The sequence below is a fragment of the Sphingopyxis macrogoltabida genome, assembly GCF_001307295.1.
GTDB lineage: Bacteria > Pseudomonadota > Alphaproteobacteria > Sphingomonadales > Sphingomonadaceae > Sphingopyxis > Sphingopyxis macrogoltabida_B.
Genome location: NZ_CP012700.1, coordinates 283,823 through 304,039, shown reverse-complemented (window position 1 = coordinate 304,039; position 20,217 = coordinate 283,823). Strand labels below are relative to the sequence as shown.

Annotated in this window: 22 protein-coding genes; 9 read left to right on the top strand and 13 right to left on the bottom strand. The window is 64.7% G+C overall.

Translation table 11 applies throughout. The features are described from left to right. The first annotated feature begins 63 nt into the window (after positions 1-63). The 3 genes from purL (at position 64) to AN936_RS01515 (ending at position 3,559) form a co-directional block, all read left to right on the top strand. Positions 64-2,319 (top strand): phosphoribosylformylglycinamidine synthase subunit PurL, encoded by a 2,256-nt coding sequence (purL, locus tag AN936_RS01525; RefSeq protein WP_054586601.1) that lies wholly within the window; start codon positions 64-66, stop codon positions 2,317-2,319. 98 nt (positions 2,320-2,417) lie between these two features. Further along, a complete protein-coding gene (locus tag AN936_RS01520; RefSeq protein ID WP_054586600.1) occupies positions 2,418-3,152 on the top strand; it encodes a DUF72 domain-containing protein in 735 nt (244 codons plus the stop codon). Next, positions 3,149-3,559 (top strand): hypothetical protein, encoded by a 411-nt coding sequence (locus AN936_RS01515; protein ID WP_054586599.1) that lies wholly within the window; start codon positions 3,149-3,151, stop codon positions 3,557-3,559. Before AN936_RS01520 ends, AN936_RS01515 begins: the two co-directional genes overlap by 4 nt. A gap of 63 nt (positions 3,560-3,622) precedes the next feature. On the opposite strand, the gene AN936_RS01510 is transcribed toward AN936_RS01515, so the two are convergent. Next, the gene (locus AN936_RS01510; RefSeq protein ID WP_054586598.1) at positions 3,623-4,402 is read right to left on the bottom strand and encodes a Coq4 family protein; all 780 of its coding nucleotides are present in this window, start codon (positions 4,400-4,402) and stop codon (positions 3,623-3,625) included. Positions 4,403-4,533: 131 nt separating this feature from the next. On the opposite strand from AN936_RS01510, the gene AN936_RS01505 reads away from it, so the two are divergent. Then, entirely contained in the window at positions 4,534-5,784 is a 1,251-nt protein-coding gene (locus tag AN936_RS01505; RefSeq protein ID WP_054586597.1) for a DUF418 domain-containing protein, read from the top strand. Here the strand turns inward: AN936_RS01505 and AN936_RS01500 are convergent. The 6 genes from AN936_RS01500 to panB form a co-directional block, all read right to left on the bottom strand. Then, entirely contained in the window at positions 5,778-6,182 is a 405-nt protein-coding gene (locus AN936_RS01500) for an Hpt domain-containing protein (protein ID WP_173585637.1), read from the bottom strand. The genes AN936_RS01505 and AN936_RS01500 overlap by 7 nt on opposite strands. A gap of 116 nt (positions 6,183-6,298) precedes the next feature. Beyond that, the gene (locus AN936_RS01495; RefSeq protein ID WP_054586596.1) at positions 6,299-6,526 is read right to left on the bottom strand and encodes a sulfurtransferase TusA family protein; all 228 of its coding nucleotides are present in this window, start codon (positions 6,524-6,526) and stop codon (positions 6,299-6,301) included. Next, positions 6,516-7,904 carry a ribosome biogenesis GTPase Der gene (gene der / locus AN936_RS01490; protein ID WP_054586595.1) on the bottom strand — a complete coding sequence of 463 codons (1,389 nt, stop codon included), beginning with the start codon at positions 7,902-7,904 and terminating at the stop codon, positions 6,516-6,518. The genes AN936_RS01495 and der overlap by 11 nt, the downstream gene beginning before the upstream one ends. Before the next feature lie 47 nt (positions 7,905-7,951). Beyond that, a complete protein-coding gene (locus AN936_RS01485; RefSeq protein WP_054586594.1) occupies positions 7,952-9,286 on the bottom strand; it encodes a PQQ-binding-like beta-propeller repeat protein in 1,335 nt (444 codons plus the stop codon). A gap of 1 nt (position 9,287) precedes the next feature. Beyond that, positions 9,288-10,106 carry a tetratricopeptide repeat protein gene (locus tag AN936_RS01480; protein ID WP_084758098.1) on the bottom strand — a complete coding sequence of 273 codons (819 nt, stop codon included), beginning with the start codon at positions 10,104-10,106 and terminating at the stop codon, positions 9,288-9,290. A 111-nt stretch (positions 10,107-10,217) separates the two neighbouring features. Further along, a complete protein-coding gene (panB, locus tag AN936_RS01475; protein ID WP_054586593.1) occupies positions 10,218-11,081 on the bottom strand; it encodes a 3-methyl-2-oxobutanoate hydroxymethyltransferase in 864 nt (287 codons plus the stop codon). A gap of 203 nt (positions 11,082-11,284) precedes the next feature. On the opposite strand from panB, the gene AN936_RS25280 reads away from it, so the two are divergent. The 3 genes from AN936_RS25280 to AN936_RS01465 are packed head-to-tail and all read left to right on the top strand — an operon-like array spanning position 11,285 to position 11,985. Next, complete coding sequence (locus AN936_RS25280; protein ID WP_201782956.1) at positions 11,285-11,614, top strand: hypothetical protein; 330 nt, start codon at positions 11,285-11,287, stop codon at positions 11,612-11,614. A gap of 10 nt (positions 11,615-11,624) precedes the next feature. Next, positions 11,625-11,771, top strand: coding sequence for a hypothetical protein (locus AN936_RS25275; protein ID WP_201782955.1), 147 nt, complete (start codon positions 11,625-11,627; stop codon positions 11,769-11,771). After that, positions 11,764-11,985, top strand: a complete 222-nt coding sequence (locus AN936_RS01465; protein ID WP_054586592.1) for a helix-turn-helix transcriptional regulator — start codon at positions 11,764-11,766, stop codon at positions 11,983-11,985. The genes AN936_RS25275 and AN936_RS01465 overlap by 8 nt, the downstream gene beginning before the upstream one ends. Before the next feature lie 68 nt (positions 11,986-12,053). On the opposite strand, the gene AN936_RS01460 is transcribed toward AN936_RS01465, so the two are convergent. From AN936_RS01460 to AN936_RS01445, 4 genes are read right to left on the bottom strand one after another with little or no spacing between them, the layout of a single operon-like run. Beyond that, complete coding sequence (locus AN936_RS01460; protein ID WP_054586591.1) at positions 12,054-12,989, bottom strand: aldo/keto reductase; 936 nt, start codon at positions 12,987-12,989, stop codon at positions 12,054-12,056. After that, entirely contained in the window at positions 12,986-14,062 is a 1,077-nt protein-coding gene (locus tag AN936_RS01455; RefSeq protein ID WP_054586590.1) for a glycerophosphodiester phosphodiesterase, read from the bottom strand. Before AN936_RS01455 ends, AN936_RS01460 begins: the two co-directional genes overlap by 4 nt. Next, entirely contained in the window at positions 14,059-14,409 is a 351-nt protein-coding gene (locus AN936_RS01450; RefSeq protein WP_054590028.1) for an ArsC family reductase, read from the bottom strand. Before AN936_RS01450 ends, AN936_RS01455 begins: the two co-directional genes overlap by 4 nt. 4 nt (positions 14,410-14,413) lie before the next feature. After that, positions 14,414-15,091: a Crp/Fnr family transcriptional regulator gene (locus AN936_RS01445; protein WP_054586589.1), complete on the bottom strand. Its 678-nt coding sequence runs from the start codon at positions 15,089-15,091 to the stop codon at positions 14,414-14,416. Positions 15,092-15,353: 262 nt separating this feature from the next. On the opposite strand from AN936_RS01445, the gene AN936_RS01440 reads away from it, so the two are divergent. Then, positions 15,354-16,727, top strand: a complete 1,374-nt coding sequence (locus AN936_RS01440) for a class II 3-deoxy-7-phosphoheptulonate synthase (protein ID WP_054586588.1) — start codon at positions 15,354-15,356, stop codon at positions 16,725-16,727. 111 nt (positions 16,728-16,838) lie between these two features. Here AN936_RS01440 and AN936_RS01435 read toward each other — a convergent pair whose 3' ends face one another. Both AN936_RS01435 and AN936_RS01430 read right to left on the bottom strand, forming a co-directional pair. Further along, a complete protein-coding gene (locus AN936_RS01435; protein WP_234715706.1) occupies positions 16,839-18,341 on the bottom strand; it encodes a M28 family peptidase in 1,503 nt (500 codons plus the stop codon). 70 nt (positions 18,342-18,411) lie between these two features. Next, positions 18,412-19,221 carry an HpcH/HpaI aldolase/citrate lyase family protein gene (locus AN936_RS01430; protein ID WP_054586586.1) on the bottom strand — a complete coding sequence of 270 codons (810 nt, stop codon included), beginning with the start codon at positions 19,219-19,221 and terminating at the stop codon, positions 18,412-18,414. 83 nt (positions 19,222-19,304) lie between these two features. Here AN936_RS01430 and AN936_RS01425 point away from each other — a divergent pair, with 83 nt between their 5' ends. Continuing rightward, complete coding sequence (locus AN936_RS01425; protein WP_054586585.1) at positions 19,305-20,216, top strand: SPFH domain-containing protein; 912 nt, start codon at positions 19,305-19,307, stop codon at positions 20,214-20,216. Position 20,217: the final 1 nt, after the last annotated feature.

The window sequence follows — 20,217 nt, the reverse complement described above, 5'->3', positions numbered from 1 at the left end:
CCCATGGTGCAAAATGCATCATGGGGTCTGTTCGTTTTGCGCCTGTGTCGCTAAAGGCGCGCCATGACTCAGACCGCAACCGCGCCCGCCTCCGTCATCACCCCCGAGATCGTTGCCGAACACGGCCTGTCTCCGGAAGAATATGAGCGCGTCCTGCACGCGCTCGGGCGCGAGCCGAACCTCGTCGAGCTCGGCATCTTCTCGGTCATGTGGTCGGAACATTGCAGCTACAAAAGCTCGCGCATCCATTTGAAGAAACTGCCCACCGAGGCGCCTTGGGTGATCTGCGGCCCCGGCGAAAATGCCGGCGTCATCGACATCGGCGAAGGCCCGGATGGCAAGAAGCTCGCCGCGATCTTCAAGATGGAGAGCCACAACCACCCGTCGTATATAGAACCCTATCAGGGCGCGGCGACCGGCGTCGGCGGCATCCTGCGCGACGTCTTCACCATGGGCGCGCGCCCGGTCGCGAACCTCAACGCGCTGCGCTTCGGCCGCCCCGACCATCCGAAGATGAAGCATCTCATCTCGGGCGTCGTCCACGGCATCGGCGGCTATGGCAATTGCGTCGGCGTCCCCACGGTCGGCGGCGAGGTTAATTTCCACAAGGCCTATGACGGCAATATCCTCGTCAACGCGATGACCGTCGGCGTCGCCGAGCAGGACAAGATCTTCTATTCGGCCGCCAGCGGCGTCGGCAATCCGATCGTCTATGTCGGCTCGAAAACCGGCCGCGACGGCATCCACGGCGCCACAATGGCATCGGCCGACTTCGGCGAGGATGCCGAGGAAAAACGCCCGACCGTGCAGGTCGGCGACCCCTTCACCGAAAAGCTGCTGATCGAAGCCTGCCTCGAGCTGATGGCATCAGACGCAATCGTCGCGATCCAGGACATGGGCGCAGCCGGCCTCACTTCCTCTTCGGTCGAAATGGCGTCGAAGGGCGGCGTCGGCCTTCACCTCAAGATGGATGACGTGCCGCAGCGCGAAACCGGCATGACGGCATACGAAATGATGCTGTCGGAATCGCAGGAACGCATGCTGATGGTCCTGAAGCCCGGCAAGGAAGAGTTTGCGAAAGCGATCTTCCACAAATGGGAGCTCGACTTCGCGGTCATCGGCACCGTTACCGACACCGGCCGCATGGTGCTGGAGCATCATGGCGAGATCGTCTGCGACATCCCGCTCGCCCCGCTCGCCGACGATGCGCCGCTCTACGACCGCCCGCACGTCCCGACCCCGAAGCAACCCGAGCTGGCAAACGTTCCCGAGACGACCGACGTCGCCGCGGACCTCAAGACGCTGATGGGCACCCCCGATATCGCCAGCCGCCGCTGGATCTGGGAGCAATATGACAGCCAGGTCGGCGCCGACACGGTGCAGACCGGCGGCGACGCTGCGCTCGTCCGCATCCACGGCACCAACCGCGCGCTCGCGATGTCGACCGACTGCACCCCGCGCTATTGCTACGCCGACCCCGTCGAGGGCGGCAAGCAGGCGGTCGCCGAAACCTGGCGCAACATCAGCGCGGTCGGCGCGACTCCGCTCGCGATCACCAACTGCCTCAACTTCGCCAACCCGCAGCGCCCCGAAATCATGGGCCAGATCGTGGGCTGCCTCGACGGCATGGCGCAGGCGTGCCGCGCGCTCGACTATCCGATCGTTTCGGGCAACGTCAGCCTCTATAACGAGAGCAAGGCGACCGGCGGCGGCAGCGCGATCCTGCCCACCCCCGCGATTGGCGGCGTCGGCGTGATCGAGGATTTGAACCGCGCCGTCGGTATCGGCTTCAAGCGCACCGGCGACATCGTGCTCGCGGTCGGCGAACGCGCCGGCCACCTCGGCCAGTCGGTGTGGCTGCGCGAAATCCTCGGCCGCGAGGAAGGCCCCCCGCCGCCCGTCGACCTGCGCGCCGAAAAGCGCACCGGCGACTTCATCCGCGGCGCGATCAACGCCGGCTGGATCACCGCCTGCCACGACGTGTCAGACGGCGGCATCGCGGTGACGCTCGCCGAAATGGCGCTGAAGTCGAACATCGGCGTGCTCGTCAGCGAAGAACAGCCCTTCGGCGTCGCCGAAAGCTTCTTCGGCGAAGATCAGGGCCTCTATCTCGTCACCGTTTGCGACACCTGCCTCGCCGACTTCCTCGACGCCGCCGGCCGCGCCGACGTGCCGGTCGATCCCGTCGGCCGCACGATCAAGGACCGCATCGTCTTCGAACTCGAGGGCAGCGACCATCAGGTAACGCTCGCCGAACTGCGCGAAGCACATGAAGGCTTCTTCCCGACACTGATGGGGGCCGACGCGGCGCTCGCATAACCCGCTCACCCGTCATCCCGGAGAAGGCCGGGATCTCGCCGGTGCGGCGAAACGCAACGATGCGATCCCGGCCTTCGCCGGGATGACGGAGGTAATGCATGAGCATCCATGTCGGAATCGGCGGTTGGACCTTCGAACCATGGCGCGGCCCTTTCTATCCCGCCGGCTTCGCGCAAAAGCGCGAGCTCGAATATGCCGGGCAGCATCTGACCGGCATCGAGATCAACGGCACCTATTATGGCAGCCAGAAACCCGAAACCTTTGCCAATTGGGCAGCATCGGTCCCGGACGGTTTCAAGTTCAGCGTCAAGGCGTCACGCTTTACGACCAACCGCAAGGTGCTGGCCGAGGGCGCGGGATCCATCGAGAAATTCCTGACGCAAGGCCTCACCCGGCTCGGCGACCGCCTTGGCCCGATCCACTGGCAGTTCATGGCGACGAAGAAGTTCGACCGTGACGACTTCGCAGGCTTCCTCGACCTGCTCCCCGACACGCAGGACGGCCTGCCGCTGCGCCATGCGATCGAGGTTCGCCATGAAAGCTTTCGCGATCAGGCGTTCATCGACATGCTGCGCGAACGCAACATGGCGGTCGTCTATGCCGACAGCGACGAATTTCCCTGCATCGACGAACAGACCGCCGACTTCACCTACGCCCGCCTTCAACGGTCGCAGGAGGATGTCGAAACCGGCTACACAGACGCGGCGCTGGACGGTTGGGCAAAGCAGGCGAAGGATTGGGCGAAGGGCGACCGCGACGTCTTCCTCTTCTTCATCGCCGGCGCGAAAGTGCGCAACCCAGCGGCTGCGCAGGCGCTGATCGCGCGGCTATGACCGCGGGCTATTCGGGCACCCCGCTCATAAAGAAGCTGTCGTTGAAGGACGGCATGCGGGCGTGGTTCCACGCGATGCCGGAGTGCGTACGCACCGAAATCGGTGAAGTCACCCTCGATGAACGCCCCGCACCCGAACCGGGATTGCAGGTCGCGCATATCTTTACGACCGACCACGCCGAACTCGAACGCCCGCTCGCCGATTTGCGCACGCTGATCGACCCCGCCGGTTTCCTCTGGGTCAGTTGGCCCAAAAAGGCATCAAAGGTTCCGACCGACATCACCGAGGACGTCATTCGCGAAATCTGTCTGCCCATGGGATGGGTCGATGTGAAAGTCTGTGCGATCCACGCGACTTGGTCCGGCCTCAAATTGATGATCCGGAAAGAGCTGCGCCGAATAAGGTGAACCCCGGCGAAAGCCGGGGCCCATGCAACTGTGAAACGGACCCCGGCCTTCGCCGGGGAACAATCACGCCATCGCGGCCTCTGCCGCGAGGAAGTTGTACGGATCGATGCCACGGCTGCGGTACGCCCGGTGCGCTTCCTTGTAGAGCGTCGGTTTCCCGATTCCCAACCGCGCCCGTGCCGCTTCGAGCGGTTCGGCGAGCAGCGCGCGGATGTCCTGCTCGATGATCGCCTTCGACGCCCTGCCGTGGCGCTGGCCCTGACGGATCGCGCCCATCACCGGGGCATCGCTCTTGATGCTACGCTTCACCTCGTAACCCCCGGCATAGGCGATGAACGCATTGCCGTAATTGCCCGTCTGGCCATAGGTGAACCCGAGCACGCACTGTTCGCCGAGCGCATCGCGACCATAGCCGGTTAGAATGTGGAACAGGTCGTGGGTATCGCGCAGGCGGTTCGCATACCATTGGAGTTGATCGTCGAACTTTGGGCGTCCCATCTTGTCGCTTTCGGCGACGAGCCCGGCGGCCGAAAGGCCTTCGCGGCGCATGAAGGTCACATAGGCATGGCCGACGCTCCCCTCGGGCAGTTCGTCGATCCAGGCATGGTCGTCGAGCAGGTCGGGCAGATAGGGCTCGCTGGCCATCAGCCGCTTGCCGAGATCGCTTTCGACAAAGGCGCGGGCGTCGTCGAGGAAACCCTTGCGCGGCAGGTTCTCGAAGATGTGGAAGACCTGTTCGGTGTCTTCCTTGTCCTTGATGAGCTTGCGGAAGTGCCCCAGCGCCTTGAACGGGCGGAACTTCGCGGGCTGGCGGTCGGGATGGGAGAAGATGGTCGGCGTCATAGTCGCTCTCGTTCGAATCAGTTGATGCTGCCCATCTAGCATTACTGACAGTGATGTCAATAGTGATTTACAGCATCGGCTGCGGGACCGTACTTGACTGTTATATATTAATAATACAGTGAGCGGAAGCGATGCGCGAAGATCAGGAAATTGCGCCGGCCCGGCTCGTCACCCTCGACGCGTTACGCGGCTTTGCGGTGATGGGCATCCTCGCGTTGAACATCGTCGCCTTCGCGATGCCCGAAATGGCCTATGTCTCGCCCAAGGCCTATGGCGGCGAAACCGCCGCTGATATCGCGGCGTGGCTGTTCGGTTTCATCCTCGTCGACGGCAAGATGCGCGGGCTGTTCTCGATCCTGTTCGGCGCCAGCATGCTCCTGATCGTCGACCGCGCTGAAGCCGCCGGACAGGACGCCGGCGCCGTTCATTACCGGCGCATGGTCTGGCTCGCGATCTTCGGCCTCTGCCATTATTTCTTTCTCTGGTGGGGCGACATCCTGTTTCTCTACGCCGCCGTCGGCTGCGTCGCCTTCGGCTTTCGCCATTGGGAAGCGCGCCGGCTGATCAAATGGGCGATCGGGCTGTTCACGCTGGGCACGCTGCTGACGTCGCTCCTCTTCGGCGGCCAGCTCGCTCTCGCCAGCTTTGCGGACGATCCCGCGTCGCCCTTTGCGGCAGCGGGAAGCGATCTGCGCGACGATTATGGCGCGATCGACGACGAAGTGACCGAAGAACTGGCGCTCTATCGCGGCCCCTACCTGCCGATGCTCGAAGAGCGGCTGGATAGCGCCGCCAATCCCTTCGTCGGAGTGCTGATATCGATGCTCGAAACGCTGCCGCTGATGATGCTCGGCATGGCGCTGTTCCGGAACGGCTTCCTGACCGGCCGCTGGGCGGCCGACGATTACCGGCGGGTCGCGTGGCGGTGGTTGCCGCCGGGGCTGCTGCTCACCATCGCCATTGCCTGGCTCCAATGGCGGTCGGGCTTCGACTATATTGTCGGGGTAAATGCCTTCATGGCGTGGGCGGGACCGGGACGGCTGATGATGACCATCGCCTATGCCGCGCTCCTCCTGCTCCTGATCCGGCACGCGCACGCCAGTGCATGGCTTGCCCGCGTCGCGGCGGCGGGCCGCGCCGCCTTCTCCAACTATCTCGGCACCAGCATCGCGATGACGACTTTGTTCTACGGCTATGGTCTTGGATTGTTCGGCGACGTCGGGCGCTGGCCGCTCTATCTGGTCTGCATCGGCGTGTGGGGGCTCATGCTGCTCTGGTCGAAGCCGTGGCTCGAACGCTTCCATTATGGCCCGCTCGAATGGCTATGGCGCAGCCTCGCGCGTGGAAAGTGGCAGCCGATGCGGCTCCGGCCAACTCAGTAACCGGCGGCGCGTCCGAAGCCCGGCGCGCGGCGCTGGACGAGCGGATTGGCCTCGCGCTCGAGCGCGGCAAGCGTTTCCTCGAACAGCGGACGCAGCGTGACGACGCGCGGAAGATATTCTTCGGGGCTGATCTGGCTTTCCAGACAATGGCGCGCAAAAATTTCGATATCTTCTGACAGCGCGCCCAGCCTTTCGGCGCCGAACTGCCGCGCTTCGCTTTTCAGCGTGTGGGCCGGCATGACGAGTCCGCGCGCATCGCGGGCGCGCATCGCGTCCTCGATCGCCGCGACCGACTTGATGCCGTCTTCCCGAAAATAGCCGAGAATCCGCACGAACGCGGCCCCCAGCTGGGTACGCGTGGCGCGAAATTCATCCCAATCGACCAGGATTTCGTCCACTGCTTTCGTTCCTTGGCAAATATTCGGCCCGTGGTCCCGGACATCCCATGCGCCAAGGCCGGTAAAAAAGAGGTTACGCCGGCGCCCCGCAGCGACGAATGCCGTCCCTATTCGGATCAGTCGCGACAGATGCGCCATTGCTCCGCATCGGCCGAACCGGTTTCGGGGCTCCACCGCCAGCCCTGCTCGGCAGCAAGCGCGGCAACTTCGCGGCCCGCCTGCGGATCGTCGGCAATCAGCAGCACCTCGGTCGCCGTGCGCATCGCCCGCGCCAGCCGCAAGGCCGGCCACGGGCAACGCATACCGCGCGCATCGACGATCACCGCCGCCGCGTCACTCGTCATAGGGATTGCGCGAATTGCGGAAATTGAGCCGGACGGGCACGCCCTGAAAACCCAGTTCCTTGCGCATACCGTTGACCAGATAACGCTCGTAGCTGCCAGGCAGCGCATCGGTGCGGGTCCCGAAGACGACGAACGTCGGCGGCCGCGTCCGCGCCTGCGTGATATAGCGGAGCTTGATCCGCTTGCCGCCGGGCGCCGGCGGCGGATTGCTCTCGACCGCACCTTCGAACCAGCGATTGAGCCGCGCGGTCGAAACGCGATTGGTCCAGATCGCGCGCTGTTCGAAGGCAACGCGGACAAGCGTATCGATCCCCTTGCCCGTCGCCCCCGAAATGCTGAGCACGGGGACGCCCTTGACCTGCGACAGCCCGTCGTCGAGCGCATTCCGTACGCCGTTGAACAGCGAAGAAGGATCTTCGGCGATATCCCACTTGTTGAGGGCGACGATCAGCGCCCGGCCTTCCTGCAGCACCTTGTCGGCGATGCGCAGGTCCTGCGCCTCAAGACCCTTGGTCGCATCCAGGAGCAACACCACCACCTCGGCGAAGTCGACCGCATGGAGCGCGTCGGCGACCGACAGTTTCTCGAGCTTGTCGACCACCTTCGCGCGCTTGCGCATCCCTGCGGTGTCGAACAGCTGGATTTCGTGAACCTCGCCATCCTGTTCCCACTGCCAGTCGACGCGAATCGAATCGCGCGTGATCCCGGCTTCGGGCCCGGTGATCAGCCGATCCTCGCCGATCATGCGGTTGATCAGCGTCGACTTGCCGGCGTTCGGACGGCCGACAATGGCGAGCTTCATCGGGCCAAGCGGCGCATCCTCATCCTCTTCGCCTTCCGCCAGCGGCGGCAGGGCCTCGGCTTCCGCCGCGTCATAGGCCTCGATGATCGGACGTAGCGCGTCGAACAGGTCGACGACGCCTTCGCCATGCTCGGCGCTCAGCGCGATCGGATTGTCGAAGCCGAGCGAATAGCTTTCCATCAGGCCGTTTTCGCCCTGCTTCCCCTCGGCCTTGTTGACCAGCAGGATGATCGGCGTGTCCTCGCTGCGCAGCCAGCGGGCGATTTCCTCGTCGAGCGGCGTGACCCCGGCGCGGCCGTCGATCATGAACAGCGCCGCATCGGCTTCGCGCACCGCCTTTTCGGTCTGCACCCGCATCCGGCCGGGCAGCGTCGCCGCGTCATAATCCTCGAATCCCGCGGTATCGACGATCGTGAATTTCAGGCCCAACAGTTCGCCGTCGCCTTCGCGCCGGTCGCGCGTCACCCCCGGCTGATCGTCGACCAGCGCCAAGCGCTTGCCGACCAGCCGGTTGAACAGCGTCGATTTGCCCACATTGGGGCGGCCCACAATGGCGATCGTCGCGAATCGCGACATTTGCTTATCCTATCATTCGCCGGAACCGCCTGCGCGCTTCCGCCTTGTTACCGCCAGGCGGTGATACGCCCGTCGTCCGCCAAGATGTACAGCATGTTGTTCGCGACCACCGGCGACTGCGACAGCGGCGACTTGAAATCGGTCGTCGCGAGAGTCGACCCGTCGGTCGGCGAAAATTCGACGAGCTGTCCTTCGCTGTTCACCGCGAGCAGACGGCCACCCGCCAGGACCGGACCGGTCCAGCGGATCGGGTCCTTCTTCTTCTTTTCGGTCTCGACCCGGAAACGCGCGAGTTGCTGCAGCCAGCGCACCTTGCCGGTCCCGCGCGCAACGCACAGCAGCTTGCCGTCGTCGGTCATCGCATAGACCCACTCGCCGACCACATACGGCGTCGAAATGCCGGCGATCGAGATTTCCCACGTGCGCTGGCCGGTCACGAGCTCATAGCTCGCCATGCGCCCACCCTGGCCCAGCGCGAAGACGCGGCCGCGGTCGACCACCGGGTCGGCATCGACGTCGGAGAGGGTCGACACCGACAGGGCCATCGACGTGCGCGCCAGCGCATCTTCCCAGAGGTCGCGGCCGTTTTCGTAACGATAGGCCTGCACCTCGCCCGACGAGAAGCCGGCGACGATCGTCCCCTGCCCCGCCGCGGGCGAGCCAGCGCCGAAGATGCTGCCCGCTTCGAGCGACGCCGTCGCCTGCCACTGCACCGCGCCATTGGCCGCGTTCAACGCGAAAATCTGGTTGTCCTGGCTGATTACATAGACGCCGCCGAAGGCAATGGTCGGAGCACCGCGCAGCGGCCCCGCAGGTTTGACATTCCAGATCACCGAGCCGTCGGCGACATTGAGCGCCGCGACGTCGCCGGCCCCGCTCGTCGCGTAAACGACATTGCCATCGACGCCAGCGCCGCCGCCGAACAGCGAATCCTTGTAATCCTTGCCGGTGCTGCCGATCGCCGTCCGCCACAGCGGCGCGCCCGTGTCGGCCGACAGTGCCGTGACCACCGCATCCGTATCGACAACGAACAGGCGGTTGTCGGCAATCACCGGCGACGAGGCGAGGCGCTGCTTCTTGTTGCTTCCGGCGATGCTCGCCTGCCAGACTTGGCTACGAGTCGCGCCGAGTGCGGGATGCCCCATCGATTTAGAGGCATTGCCGCCCGACTGGCTCCAGTTGGCGTTGACGGCCGGTTCGGGCAGCACGACGGCGATGGCCGCGGTTGCATCATCGACCTTGACGCTGTTGTCATTCGACAGGATCGACACGCGATCGCCGACCGTCGGCGTCTTCGGGCCGCCATCACCCTTGAACACGCCGCAACCGGCGAGCGGCAGCGCGAACAGCGCCGCGCAAAGTACGTACTGCCTCTTCAGCATATTATCTGGCTTCCTCAGTGTTTCCGGCGGCCTCTGCTTTCGGCGCGGCGCCTTTCTGGTCCCCGGCGGCGGCCTGCGCCGCATTCTTTTCGACCCCGGCGGCTTCCGCCGCCCCTTTCTTCTCGGCGGCGACGCTGTCTGCCGCCCGGTCGGCGACTGCATCGACCCCCAGCATACCCGCCATCTGGACGCTCCGCGATTGCAGCGTCTTGGTGGCGTCGGGCAGCTTGGCGATACGGCCGTAAAGCGCGCCTGCCTGATCATATTGCCCGAGCTGGTAATGCGCGATGGCTGAAAGTTCGGCCGCGCTCGCAAACCAGCTCGACGCCGGGTCCTTGGCATCGACCATCGGCTTCATCCGTGCGATCACCGTTTCGGGTTTCAGCGTGTCGAATTCGAACGCGGTCTGGCGGATCAGCGCGAGATCGCGCAGCGTCTTGTCGACGCCGGTGTCGGCCGCGACCTTTGCCATCAGCGCGGCGGCACCCTTGAGGTCGCCCGTGCCGGCCTTCATATTCGCCTGCTGCATCATGGCTGCGGCGCGATAGGCCGGCGCCTTTCCGTCCTCGAGCTGCTTGAGGTCCTTCGTTCCTGCCGCCGCCTTGTCGAGCGCGCCGAGGAGGACTTCGGCATTTTCACCGCGTGCGAGGTCCTGCCGGTGCGACCAGTAGAGATAGCCGCCGAATGCCAGCAGGCCGGCGAGCACCGCGCCGATGATCCAGCGGCCATAGCGCTGCATGATCGTATCGAGCCGGTCCTTGCGGACAGCTTCGTCGACTTCCTGCAACAGCGCGGCGTCGTTCGTCGGGCTCAGGGCCAATCAAACCTCCATAAACTCTGTTCGTGGCCCCGGGCCGGTCGCTTCCTTTAGCGACGACGCCGAAAAAGGCCAAGCGAAACGCTTGGCCCGCCGGGACGGCGCTGCCGGGCTTCAACCGGCGTAAATCTGATCGTCTGTCGGAAATGAACGGGACCTGACCTCGTCGGCATAATCCTTGACCGCGCCGTTGACGACGCTCGCCATGTCGCCGAAGCGCTTCACGAACTTCGGCACGCGTTCGAACATGCCCAGCATGTCGTCGGTCACCAGCACCTGGCCGTCGCATTGCGCCGACGCGCCGATGCCGATCGTCGGACAGGCGACCTTCTCGGTAATCTCGATCGCGATCGATTCGAGCACGCCCTCGATGACGATCGAAAAGGCCCCGGCCTGCGCCACCGCGACCGCGTCCTCGACGATCGAGCGCGCTTCTTCCTCGCTCTTGCCGCGCACGCCATAGCCGCCGAGAATGTTGACCGCCTGTGGCGTCAGACCGACGTGGCCCATCACCGGAATCCCGCGCTGGGTCAGAAACTCGATCGTCGGCGCCAGCACCTTGCCGCCTTCGACCTTCACCGCCGCAGCGCCGGTTTCCTTGAGCAGCCGTGCCGCATTGTCGAACGCCTGCTGCGGGCTGCCTTCATAGCTGCCGAACGGCATGTCGACGATCACCGCGGCATGATAGCTGCCGCGAACGACCGCCGCGCCGTGCAGCGCCATCATGTCCATCGTCACCCCGACCGTGTGCGGCAGGCCGTAGATCACCTGCGCCAGCGAATCGCCGACGAGCAGCATGTCGCAATGCGGGTCGAGCAACTGCGCCATGCGCACGGTGTAAGCCGTCAGCATGACGATCGGCTCGCCGCCCTTGCGCTGGCGGATGCGCGGCACGGTAAGCCGCTTCATCGGCTGCGGCGTAGGGTTAGCACGGCTCGTCGAGGTGTCGAGGGTGAGCGTTTTGGGGAGCGTAGACATAGGGCGGGGGCTTAGCCGCTAAAGCCCGAACGCGAAAGCGGCAAAGGCTATGCAATGTTAGCCATTCTTGACTCTATGTTAAAAACACATAACATAAAGTTCGAATCACCCAACATGGAGCTCAAAATGACATTTCGGGAAGCGATTGGTCGGATCACCGGAAAACATCAAAGGGCGTTCGCATTCGCCGCGGCGGGCGACCGATGACTCCCGCCCCGTTCATTTCCGACCCGCTTGCCGAGGCCGATTCCGGAGATCTGTCGATGAACTTCCGTGAAAAAACCGCCTGGCTGAACGTCATCGCCATGCTCGCCGCCTACACCCTCTATTTCGGACTGATCCTCTCCGGCCATCCCGCCGGCCGCGAGGTCTTCCCGATGCTGTGGCTGTTCGGATCGATCGCGGTGGCGCATGCGGCTATCGTCATCGTCGGCACGATCATCCTGTCGGCACGTGCGCCCAAGTCCGAACGCGTGCGCGCCGACGAGCGCGACCGCGCCATCCGTCGCCGTGGCGCCACCATGGCCTATTAACGTCCTCCTGGTGGGAATGATGGTCGTCGGCGTTTATTTGCCCTTTGTCGAGAGCGGGGTACCGCTGGCGAACACCGGCCTGTTCGCGATCGTCGTCGCCGAACTGGTGAACAGCTTTGTCGTGCTGATGAGCTACCGGAGGGGCTGGCATGGCTAGCCTCTCCTTCACCAACGATATCCGCACCTTTCGCTTTCTTGCGGGCGAGATGACGCAGGGCGAACTCGGCGACCGGGTCGGGGTGACACGCCAGACGATCGCGGCGATCGAGCAGGGAAAATATTCCCCGTCGCTCGAAGTCGCCTTCCGCATCGCCCGCTGCTTCGACAAGCCGCTGGAAGCGGTGTTCCAGTGGAGCGACGGGACGAATTGAGACCGCGCGGCCGCGCCGGCCCGGCATCAGGCATCTCCCCGGGGCAGATGCCGGGCCGATATGCCGCCCTAGGCCCCGGCCGCCGTCAGCGCCGCGAGTTGGTCACTCGTCAGCGCCAGATTTTCGCTGGCGAGGATATCGTCGAGTTGTTCGACCGATGTCGCACTCGCGATCGGCGCCGTAACGCCCGGCTGCCCCGCGACCCACGCCAGCGCGATCTGCGACAGGCTCGCTCCGGTTTCGGCGGCAATCCGGTCCATCACCGCCAGCACCGCGGGCCCCTTGCCGTCCAGATAGGCTTTCGCCCGCGCCCCGCGCGGGCTTTTTCCGAGATCGTCGGCGCTGCGATATTTCCCCGACAAATAACCCGAAGCGAGACTGAAATAGGTGACGACGCCCAGCCCCTCGTCGATGCACAGCCGCTGCAATGCGCCTTCATATTGATCGCGGTCGAGCAGGTTGAGCTCGGGCTGCATCGCGGTGAAGCGCGGCAGCCCCTTGGCGTCGGCGATGCGCAGTGCCTCGGCAAGCCGCTCGGCCGAATAATTGGACGCGCCGATCGCGCGCACCGTGCCGGCATCGACCAGTTCGCCGAACGCACCGAGCACCTCGTCGAGCGGCACGTCGGGATCGTCTTTGTGCGTGAAATAAAGGTCGATGACATCGGTGCCGAGCCGATCGAGCGAACCCTGCGCCGCCTTGCGGATGCTGTCCGGCTGCAGCCCGCCGGGCATCATTCCGACCTTCGTCGCGATCAACACACTGTCGCGGGCGCCGCTTTCCTTGAGCCAGGCGCCCATCATCGTTTCGGACTCGCCGCCCTTGTGTCCCGGCACCCATGCCGAATAGACGTCGGCGGTATCGATCATGCCACCGCCGCGCTCGACGAAGCGGTCGAGGATTGCGAAACTCGCCGCCCGATCGGCGGTCATCCCGAAGACATTGCCACCCAGGACGAAAGGCCTGATCGAAAGGCCGCTTCGGCCCAGCGCGCGTTCGGTCATCGTACAGATCCTTTCTTCACGGTCGCGACGGCCTCGCGCGGATTGTCGCTGAACAAACCGTCGATGCCTGTCGCCAGATAGGTCTCGATCTCGGCCGCGAGATCGCCGTGTCCGGCCGGGTTGATCCCGCCCTTGTCGGCGAGCGGCAGGAAATAATTTTCGCGGCGAAAGGTCCACGGATGGACCTTGAGCCCCGCGGCGTGGGCGTCTCGCACCAGCGACGTCGGTTCGCTGAGCGTTCCGAGCGCGCCGCGCGGGATTACCATCGCCTTGTTCGGGCCGATACCATCGGCATAAGCGGCAACGGCCTTCAGCCCCGCCGGGCTCGCCATGGCGGCATAGGTCTGCTTCGGATCGTCGGCGGGACCGCCCTCCCCGTCCATCAACTGGATCAGCGGCAGATCGCTCTTCGCACGCAACGTCTTGAGGTTTGCGACCTCGAAACTTTGGATGAAGACGGCCGCATCGGCACCGCGATAGCCATATCGGTCGAGCAGCGCGAGCAAAGGCGTTTCGTGCGGCAGGCCAATCGACGCGAAATAGCTTGGGTGCTTGGTTTCGGGATATACGCCGACAGGCTTGGCGCGACCCTTATTCACCTCGGCAAGAAGCGCCAGGATTTCCTGGAACGTCGGGATCTCATATTGACCGTCATATGCGGTGCTCCGCAGTTTCGGCAGTCGCTCGCGCGCGCGCAGCGTCTTCAACTCGGCAAGGGTGAAGTCCTCGGTGAACCACCCGGTCACCGCCTGCCCGTCGATCGTCTTCGTTGTTTTCCGCCCCGCAAACTCCGCATGATCGGCAACATCGGTCGTTTCCGAAATCTCGTTCTCGTGCCTTGCGACGAGCACCCCGTCCTTGGTCAGCACCAGATCGGGTTCGATATAATCGGCGCCCAGCTCGATCGCGAGCCGATAGCTGGCCAGCGTATGTTCCGGGCGTTCGCCCGACGCTCCCCGGTGCGCGATGACAATCGGCGGCTGGCCGTCAAGGGTCGGCTGCGCGGTCACGGCATCAGCGCTGCAACCGGCGGACAACAAAGCCGCCAGCAGCGCCGCGAGCCTGCGCGTCATGCCGCAAAGCGCGATTGCCAGTCATCGGCCGAAAAGCCGACCGACACGTCGCCGCCGGCTTCCAGAACCGGGCGGCGAATCATCGCAGGCTGCTCGAGCATCAACGCCTTGGCCTTTGCCGCATCGAGCCCGTCCTTCTGCGCGTCGGGAAGCTTGCGGAAGGTCGTGCCGCTCCGGTTGAGCAGCTTTTCCCAGCCAAGCGCGTCGATCCAGCCTTGCAGACGGCCGGGATCGAGCCCGTCCTTGCGGAAATCGTGGAACCGGTGCGCGACACCCTGCTCGTCGAGCCAGCGTCGCGCTTTTTTCACCGTATCGCAGTTCGGGATACCATAGAGAATCAGCGTCATGCCATCAGGATAGCGGCGGCATGTCGGCAATGCGAGCATTCGCATTCGCGAGCTTGCCGCGCAGCGCACGGGCAAAGCCCTCGTGGAGCGCGCCGGCGATATCGGGATTGGCCGCAAGGAACGCCCGCAGCGCCGCCGCAGGCACGAACCACAGCCGCGAATTGGTCGCGAGCGATACCGTGCCCGTCGCATGGGCACCGTCGAGCACCGTCGCCTCGCCGATCAAGGTGCCCCCGGAGACGGTGCCGACCTCGATCCCGTCACGCTGGATCAGCGCCTCGCCCTCGGCGAGGTAGAACAGGCTCGGCGCCGCCTGGTTCTCGCGGATCAGGACTTCGCCGCGGCGCGCTGAAATCCAGTGGCCCTGATCGATCAGACGGCGGGCGGTCGTCGGACTCAATCCCTCGAAATGCTGGCGGCGAAGCGACTGCTCCTCGATCGAAAAGCGGATCGCGGCATCGCTAAGCCAGACGCGCGCCGCCATGCCGAGATTGACGATCAGGATAACCAGCAAAAACGCCGCATAACCCACGCCTCCGGGAGTGAATACAGCGACCGGCAGCGCAAGCAAGGCGGCGGCAGCCAACCCGAGGCGAAAATGATCCAGGCGTGCGACAAAAGAAGCCGCAAGCAGCAGCAGCAACGCCCCATAACCGAACAGAGCCGGATTGAAATTCGCCATAACCAAGTCGTTTCGCGTCGCGGTCCCGCAGCTGGGACACTTAGGTATATAACGTTACCGATTACCAAACGCCTTGGGCGCGCTCCCGGCTACACCCTCCCGAAGCATCGCAAACTACCAGTTTTCGCAGGTGAAGAAAAGCAGGGGGTGCGCAAATCGCACCGCGATGCTAATTTCCGGTTCCTTGCTTCCAGGGTGCATTCGCGCCATGGCGGCGCGCGAGTCGATTTTGGCGCTCGGAAACACAGAAGACTTGGGAAAGATGACGCAACAATGGCAGCCGCATAGCTGGCGCTCGCACGAAGCTCGCCAGCTTCCGACCTACTCCGACGATGCCGCGCTCGCGGCCGCCGAGCGCGAGCTCGCGGGCTATCCTCCGCTTGTCTTTGCCGGCGAAGCGCGCGATCTGACGACGGAGCTTGGCCGCGTCGCCGAGGGCAAGGCCTTCCTGCTGCAGGGCGGCGACTGCGCCGAAAGCTTTGCCGAATTCCATCCGAACAATATCCGCGACACCTTCCGCGTCCTGCTTCAGATGGCGGTGGTCCTGACCTTTGCATCGAAGATGCCCGTGGTGAAGCTCGGCCGCATGGCGGGCCAGTTCGCCAAGCCGCGCTCGGCCGACATGGAAGATGTCGATGGCGTCTCGCTGCCGAGCTATCGCGGCGACATCATCAACGACATCGCGTTCGAAGCCGAAGGTCGCGCGCCCGATCCGCAGCGCATGGTCAAGGCCTATAATCAGTCGGCGGCGACGTTGAACCTGCTGCGCGCCTTCGCGAACGGCGGCTATGCCAACCTACACCAGGTCAACGCCTGGACGCACGACTTCATGGACCGTAGCCCGTGGGCGAAGAAATATCAGGAAACCGCCGCGCGGATTTCCGAAGCGCTTGCCTTCATGGAAGCCTGCGGCGTGACCCCCGACACGGTCCCGCAGATCAAGGGCACCAGCTTCTACACCAGCCATGAGGCGTTGCTGCTCCCCTATGAGCAGGCGCTGACGCGGCAGGACAGCCTGACCGGCGGCTGGTACGACACCTCGGGCCACATGCTCTGGGTCGGCGACCGCACCCGCTTCGAAGGCTCGGCGCACATCGAATATCTGCGCGGCATCGGCAATCCGGTCGGCATGAAGTGCGGCCCCAGCCTCGAAGCCGACGTGCTGCTGCGTCTGCTCGACACGCTCAATCCGAGCCATGTCGCGGGCCGCATGACGCTGATCACCCGCTACGGCCACGACAAGATCGAGGCGCATCTGCCCAAGCTGGTGCGCGCGGTGAAGGAATCGGGCCACCCCGTCGTCTGGTCGTGCGACCCGATGCACGGCAATGTCATCAAGACGCCCAACGGCTACAAGACGCGCCCGTTCGAGCGCATCCTCGCCGAAGTGCGCGGCTTCTTCGCCGTCCACCGCGCCGAGGGCACGCATGGCGGCGGCATCCATATCGAGATGACCGGCCAGAATGTGACCGAATGCACCGGCGGCGCGATGGACGTGACCCAGATGGATCTCGCCGACCGCTATCACACGCATTGCGATCCGCGCCTCAACGCGGGGCAAAGCCTTGAGCTGGCATTCCTGCTGGCAGAAATGCTCAATCAGGAAATGGCAGAGCGGGCCAAGCAGGCGGCCTGACGCCAAACATTATTGAATGTGCCCCTGCGAAGGCGGGGGCCCATCTCCCGACGTTTGATTCCGAAAGATCCGGTGATGGATCCCCGCCTTCGCGGGGATACACGCTTTTTCTTACTTGCCGTCGCCCGGCCACCGCTTGGTATCAGCAAACGCCCGCCCCAACGCGACATGCAGATCGGCATCCTCCGCCGCGCCGCCGAGCGGGATCTTGTCGGAGAAATTGTCGCTCGCCTGATGATAGTCGCTGCCGAGGAAGGCTTCGAGCAGCGGCATGTCCGAAAAGCTGCCGCCGACCATCAGCGAGGTGACGCCCTTGGCGCCGAGCGCCCAGCCGTCCTGCCGCTGGATGAAGGCATCGGCCTCGCCATCCTCGTCGAGCTTGCGCCCGAGCTTCGTTGCGACGTCGCGCACCACCGCATCATAGGCCGGCTGGCCGCGGCCGATCGTCGCCACCGGCGTGCCACGCGGCGAGATGGCGATGGTGTCGACGTTGAGCGCGACGGTGATGTCGGCAAGCGGCAGGGCGGGATGATCGGCAAAATAATGCGCACCGAGCAGTCCCTTCTCTTCCGCCGTCGTCGCGAGGAAATAGACGTCGCGATCGGCGCGCGGTCCGGTGGCGAGGCGCTTCGCCGTCTCGATCAGCACCGCGATACCGCTCGCATTGTCGACAGCGCCGTTGCAGATGCGGTCGGTCGCATCGTCGGGGCGGCAGATACCCAGATGGTCCCAATGCCCGAGGAACAGCACCGCCTTGCCGTCGGGTTTCGCGCCCGGCAGCTTCGCGATGACATTGTGGCTGTCATAGGCGCGGATGGTCGACGTCGCCGCAAGGTCGGCAGTGACCGGCAGCGCCAGCCCGCGATAATCCTTCGACTTTGCGGCTTCGCGCAACGCTGCCCCATCCTGTCCCGCCCCGGCGAGCAGCGCATCGGCCGCCTCCGCCGACAGGAAGCCGCTGATCTGCGGCCCGGCCTTGGCGCTGGCGAGACGCGTCGACTTCTCCCCCACCGCCTCGCGGAGCTGCTCCCACGGCAGCGCATCGGTCGCGATCACCAGCACGCCGACAGCGCCGGCATCGGCCAGCATCTGCCGCCGTTCGCGATAGCGTGGCAGCTTGTCGCCAAAGGGCGCGTTATCGAACAGCATGATCGCCAGCTTGCCGGCAACGTCGGCATTGACCTTGCCCGTGCCATCGATGCCATAGCCGATGAACACCGCCGGCACGCCCGCCAGCGACACGGAAGGCTCGCGGCCGGTCAGGACGATCCCGTCGTCCGCCAGCGCGAAATCGCGACCACGCACCTTGAATTTGGCAGAGCTGCCCGTCGACTGGCTTTCGATCAGCGGCACCGGTTGCAACCAGGGTGTGGCGCTCCCCGGGACGGCCTCGAGCCCCGCCTTGGCCCATTCACCGACGATATAGGCGATGGTGCGATCCTCGCCCTCGGTTCCCGGCGCCCGCCCTTCGAACGCATCGCCCGCCAGCACCTTGATATGTTCGGCGAGCTGGGCCTCCGTAACAGGCGCATCGGCGGCCAAAACCGCAACCGGGCTGACAGAAGCAACGAGAGCGAGAGCCGTCAATCCGGCGCGGAACGTCATTTTTTGCATGACGCGGCGCATCGCATTTTCGCCTTGGGCAGGCAAGGCGCGTTCGTCGAACGACGAACGGTGCGCGAATTCAGCGCCCGGCGCGTTCGAGCAACGCGCGCGCTGCGGCGACGTGCATATCCTCGACCATCCGCCCGTCGTGGCGCTGCGCCCCTCCGGTGGCCGCCGCTACCAGCGCTTCGGCGGCCGCGATCTCGCGCGGCGACGGCGCGAAGGCCATGTTGCACGGATCGACCTGCGACGGGTGGATCAGTGTCTTGCCGTCGAACCCGAGGCGGCGCCCCTCCTCCGCTTCGGCGACGAAGCCCGCGGCATCGTCGATCGCATTGTAGACGCCGTCGAAGCACCAGCAGCCGCCCGCGCGTGCCGCGAGGACGATCGCCTGGATCGCATGGCTCATTGCGCCGCGGTCCATGCCGTCGGGCAGCCTGAGTTCGTGTGCAAGGTCGTTGAGCCCCGCGATCAATCCGCGCACATTGCGGTCGGCCGCGATATCCCGTGCGGCATAGATAGCGACCGGGGTCTCGATCATGGCAAAGACCGGCAAACCGAGCGCACGCAAAGGATCGAGATCGGCGGGCGCGTCGACCTTTGGCAGCACGACCGCATCGAGCGCCAGCCCGGCCAACGCAGCGATATCGGCGGCCTGCTCCGCGCTGCCCGTACCGTTGACGCGCACCGCGACGCGTTTTCCCGGAAAGCCCGCAGACACTGCCGCCCGCATCGCTTCGCGCGCCGCATCCTTTCGGTCGGCGGGCACCGCATCTTCGAGGTCGATGATCAGCATATCGGCCGCCAGCCCCTGCGCCTTTTCGAGCGCACGGGCATTCGAGCCGGGAACATAGAGGAGCGAGCGGGGGGCATATTCGATTGGGGTCATGCGCTTTTCTGTGGCGCAACCCCGCCATTGCCGCAATAAGGAAGCGGGTTTGCAAAGTCGCAATTTTGCAGAGGGGATGTTCGATGGAATTCGCACTCGCACTGGTGGTTCTGGCGCTGGTGTTTCTCGTTTGGGCGCTGACGCCGGTGCGGCAGGGCTATGCCTATACGATCGAACGTTTCGGCCGCTACACCCACACCGCGCAGCCCGGGCTCAACTTCATCATGCCGATCTTCGACCGCGTCGGGCGCAAGGTGAACATGATGGAACAGGTGCTCGACATTCCGGGGCAGGAGATCATCACCAAGGACAACGCGATGGTCGCGGTCGACGGCGTCGTCTTCTTCCAGGTACTCGACGCCGCGCGCGCCGCTTATGAGGTCAGCGATCTCTATCTCGCGATCATGAACCTGACGACGACCAACCTGCGCACCGTGATGGGTTCGATGGACCTCGACGAAACACTGTCGAAGCGCGACGAGATCAACACCCGCCTGCTCCACGTCGTCGACGATGCGACCACCCCGTGGGGGGTCAAGATCACCCGCGTCGAGATCAAGGACATTCGCCCGCCCGCCGACATTTCGAACGCCATGGCGCGTCAGATGAAGGCCGAGCGCGAGAAGCGCGCCAACATACTCGAAGCAGAAGGTATGCGCGCCTCCGAAATCCTGCGCGCCGAGGGCGAGAAGCAGGGCCAGATCCTGCAGGCCGAGGGTCGCCGCGAGGCCGCCTTCCGCGACGCCGAAGCACGCGAGCGCGAGGCTGAAGCCGAAGCGAAAGCGACGCAGATGGTGTCGGACGCGATCGCCGGGGGCAATGCGCAGGCAATCAACTACTTCATCGCGCAGAAATATGTCGAGGCGGTGAGCCAGTTCGCGACCAGCCCCAATGCCAAGACGATCCTGTTCCCCGTCGAGGCAACGCAGTTGATCGGTACCTTGGGCGGCATCGGCGAACTCGCAAAGGACGCGCTCGAACGCAAGGGAGCCTGAC

Coding starts and splice junctions, on each gene's coding strand:
- AN936_RS01505 (WP_054586597.1), top strand. CDS start 4,534: ATGCGCGAAGATCAGGAAATTGCGCCGGCCCGGCTCGTCACCCTCGAC.
- AN936_RS01460 (WP_054586591.1), bottom strand. CDS start 12,989: ATGACCGAACGCGCGCTGGGCCGAAGCGGCCTTTCGATCAGGCCTTTC.
- AN936_RS01450 (WP_054590028.1), bottom strand. CDS start 14,409: ATGACGCTGATTCTCTATGGTATCCCGAACTGCGATACGGTGAAAAAA.
- AN936_RS01445 (WP_054586589.1), bottom strand. CDS start 15,091: ATGGCGAATTTCAATCCGGCTCTGTTCGGTTATGGGGCGTTGCTGCTG.
- AN936_RS01515 (WP_054586599.1), top strand. CDS start 3,149: ATGACCGCGGGCTATTCGGGCACCCCGCTCATAAAGAAGCTGTCGTTG.
- AN936_RS01440 (WP_054586588.1), top strand. CDS start 15,354: ATGACGCAACAATGGCAGCCGCATAGCTGGCGCTCGCACGAAGCTCGC.
- AN936_RS01485 (WP_054586594.1), bottom strand. CDS start 9,286: ATGCTGAAGAGGCAGTACGTACTTTGCGCGGCGCTGTTCGCGCTGCCG.
- AN936_RS01465 (WP_054586592.1), top strand. CDS start 11,764: ATGGCTAGCCTCTCCTTCACCAACGATATCCGCACCTTTCGCTTTCTT.
- panB (WP_054586593.1), bottom strand. CDS start 11,081: ATGTCTACGCTCCCCAAAACGCTCACCCTCGACACCTCGACGAGCCGT.
- der (WP_054586595.1), bottom strand. CDS start 7,904: ATGTCGCGATTCGCGACGATCGCCATTGTGGGCCGCCCCAATGTGGGC.
- purL (WP_054586601.1), top strand. CDS start 64: ATGACTCAGACCGCAACCGCGCCCGCCTCCGTCATCACCCCCGAGATC.
- AN936_RS01430 (WP_054586586.1), bottom strand. CDS start 19,221: ATGACCCCAATCGAATATGCCCCCCGCTCGCTCCTCTATGTTCCCGGC.
- AN936_RS01425 (WP_054586585.1), top strand. CDS start 19,305: ATGGAATTCGCACTCGCACTGGTGGTTCTGGCGCTGGTGTTTCTCGTT.
- AN936_RS01520 (WP_054586600.1), top strand. CDS start 2,418: ATGAGCATCCATGTCGGAATCGGCGGTTGGACCTTCGAACCATGGCGC.
- AN936_RS01495 (WP_054586596.1), bottom strand. CDS start 6,526: ATGACGAGTGACGCGGCGGCGGTGATCGTCGATGCGCGCGGTATGCGT.
- AN936_RS01510 (WP_054586598.1), bottom strand. CDS start 4,402: ATGACGCCGACCATCTTCTCCCATCCCGACCGCCAGCCCGCGAAGTTC.
- AN936_RS01435 (WP_234715706.1), bottom strand. CDS start 18,341: ATGCAAAAAATGACGTTCCGCGCCGGATTGACGGCTCTCGCTCTCGTT.
- AN936_RS01455 (WP_054586590.1), bottom strand. CDS start 14,062: ATGACGCGCAGGCTCGCGGCGCTGCTGGCGGCTTTGTTGTCCGCCGGT.
- AN936_RS25280 (WP_201782956.1), top strand. CDS start 11,285: ATGACTCCCGCCCCGTTCATTTCCGACCCGCTTGCCGAGGCCGATTCC.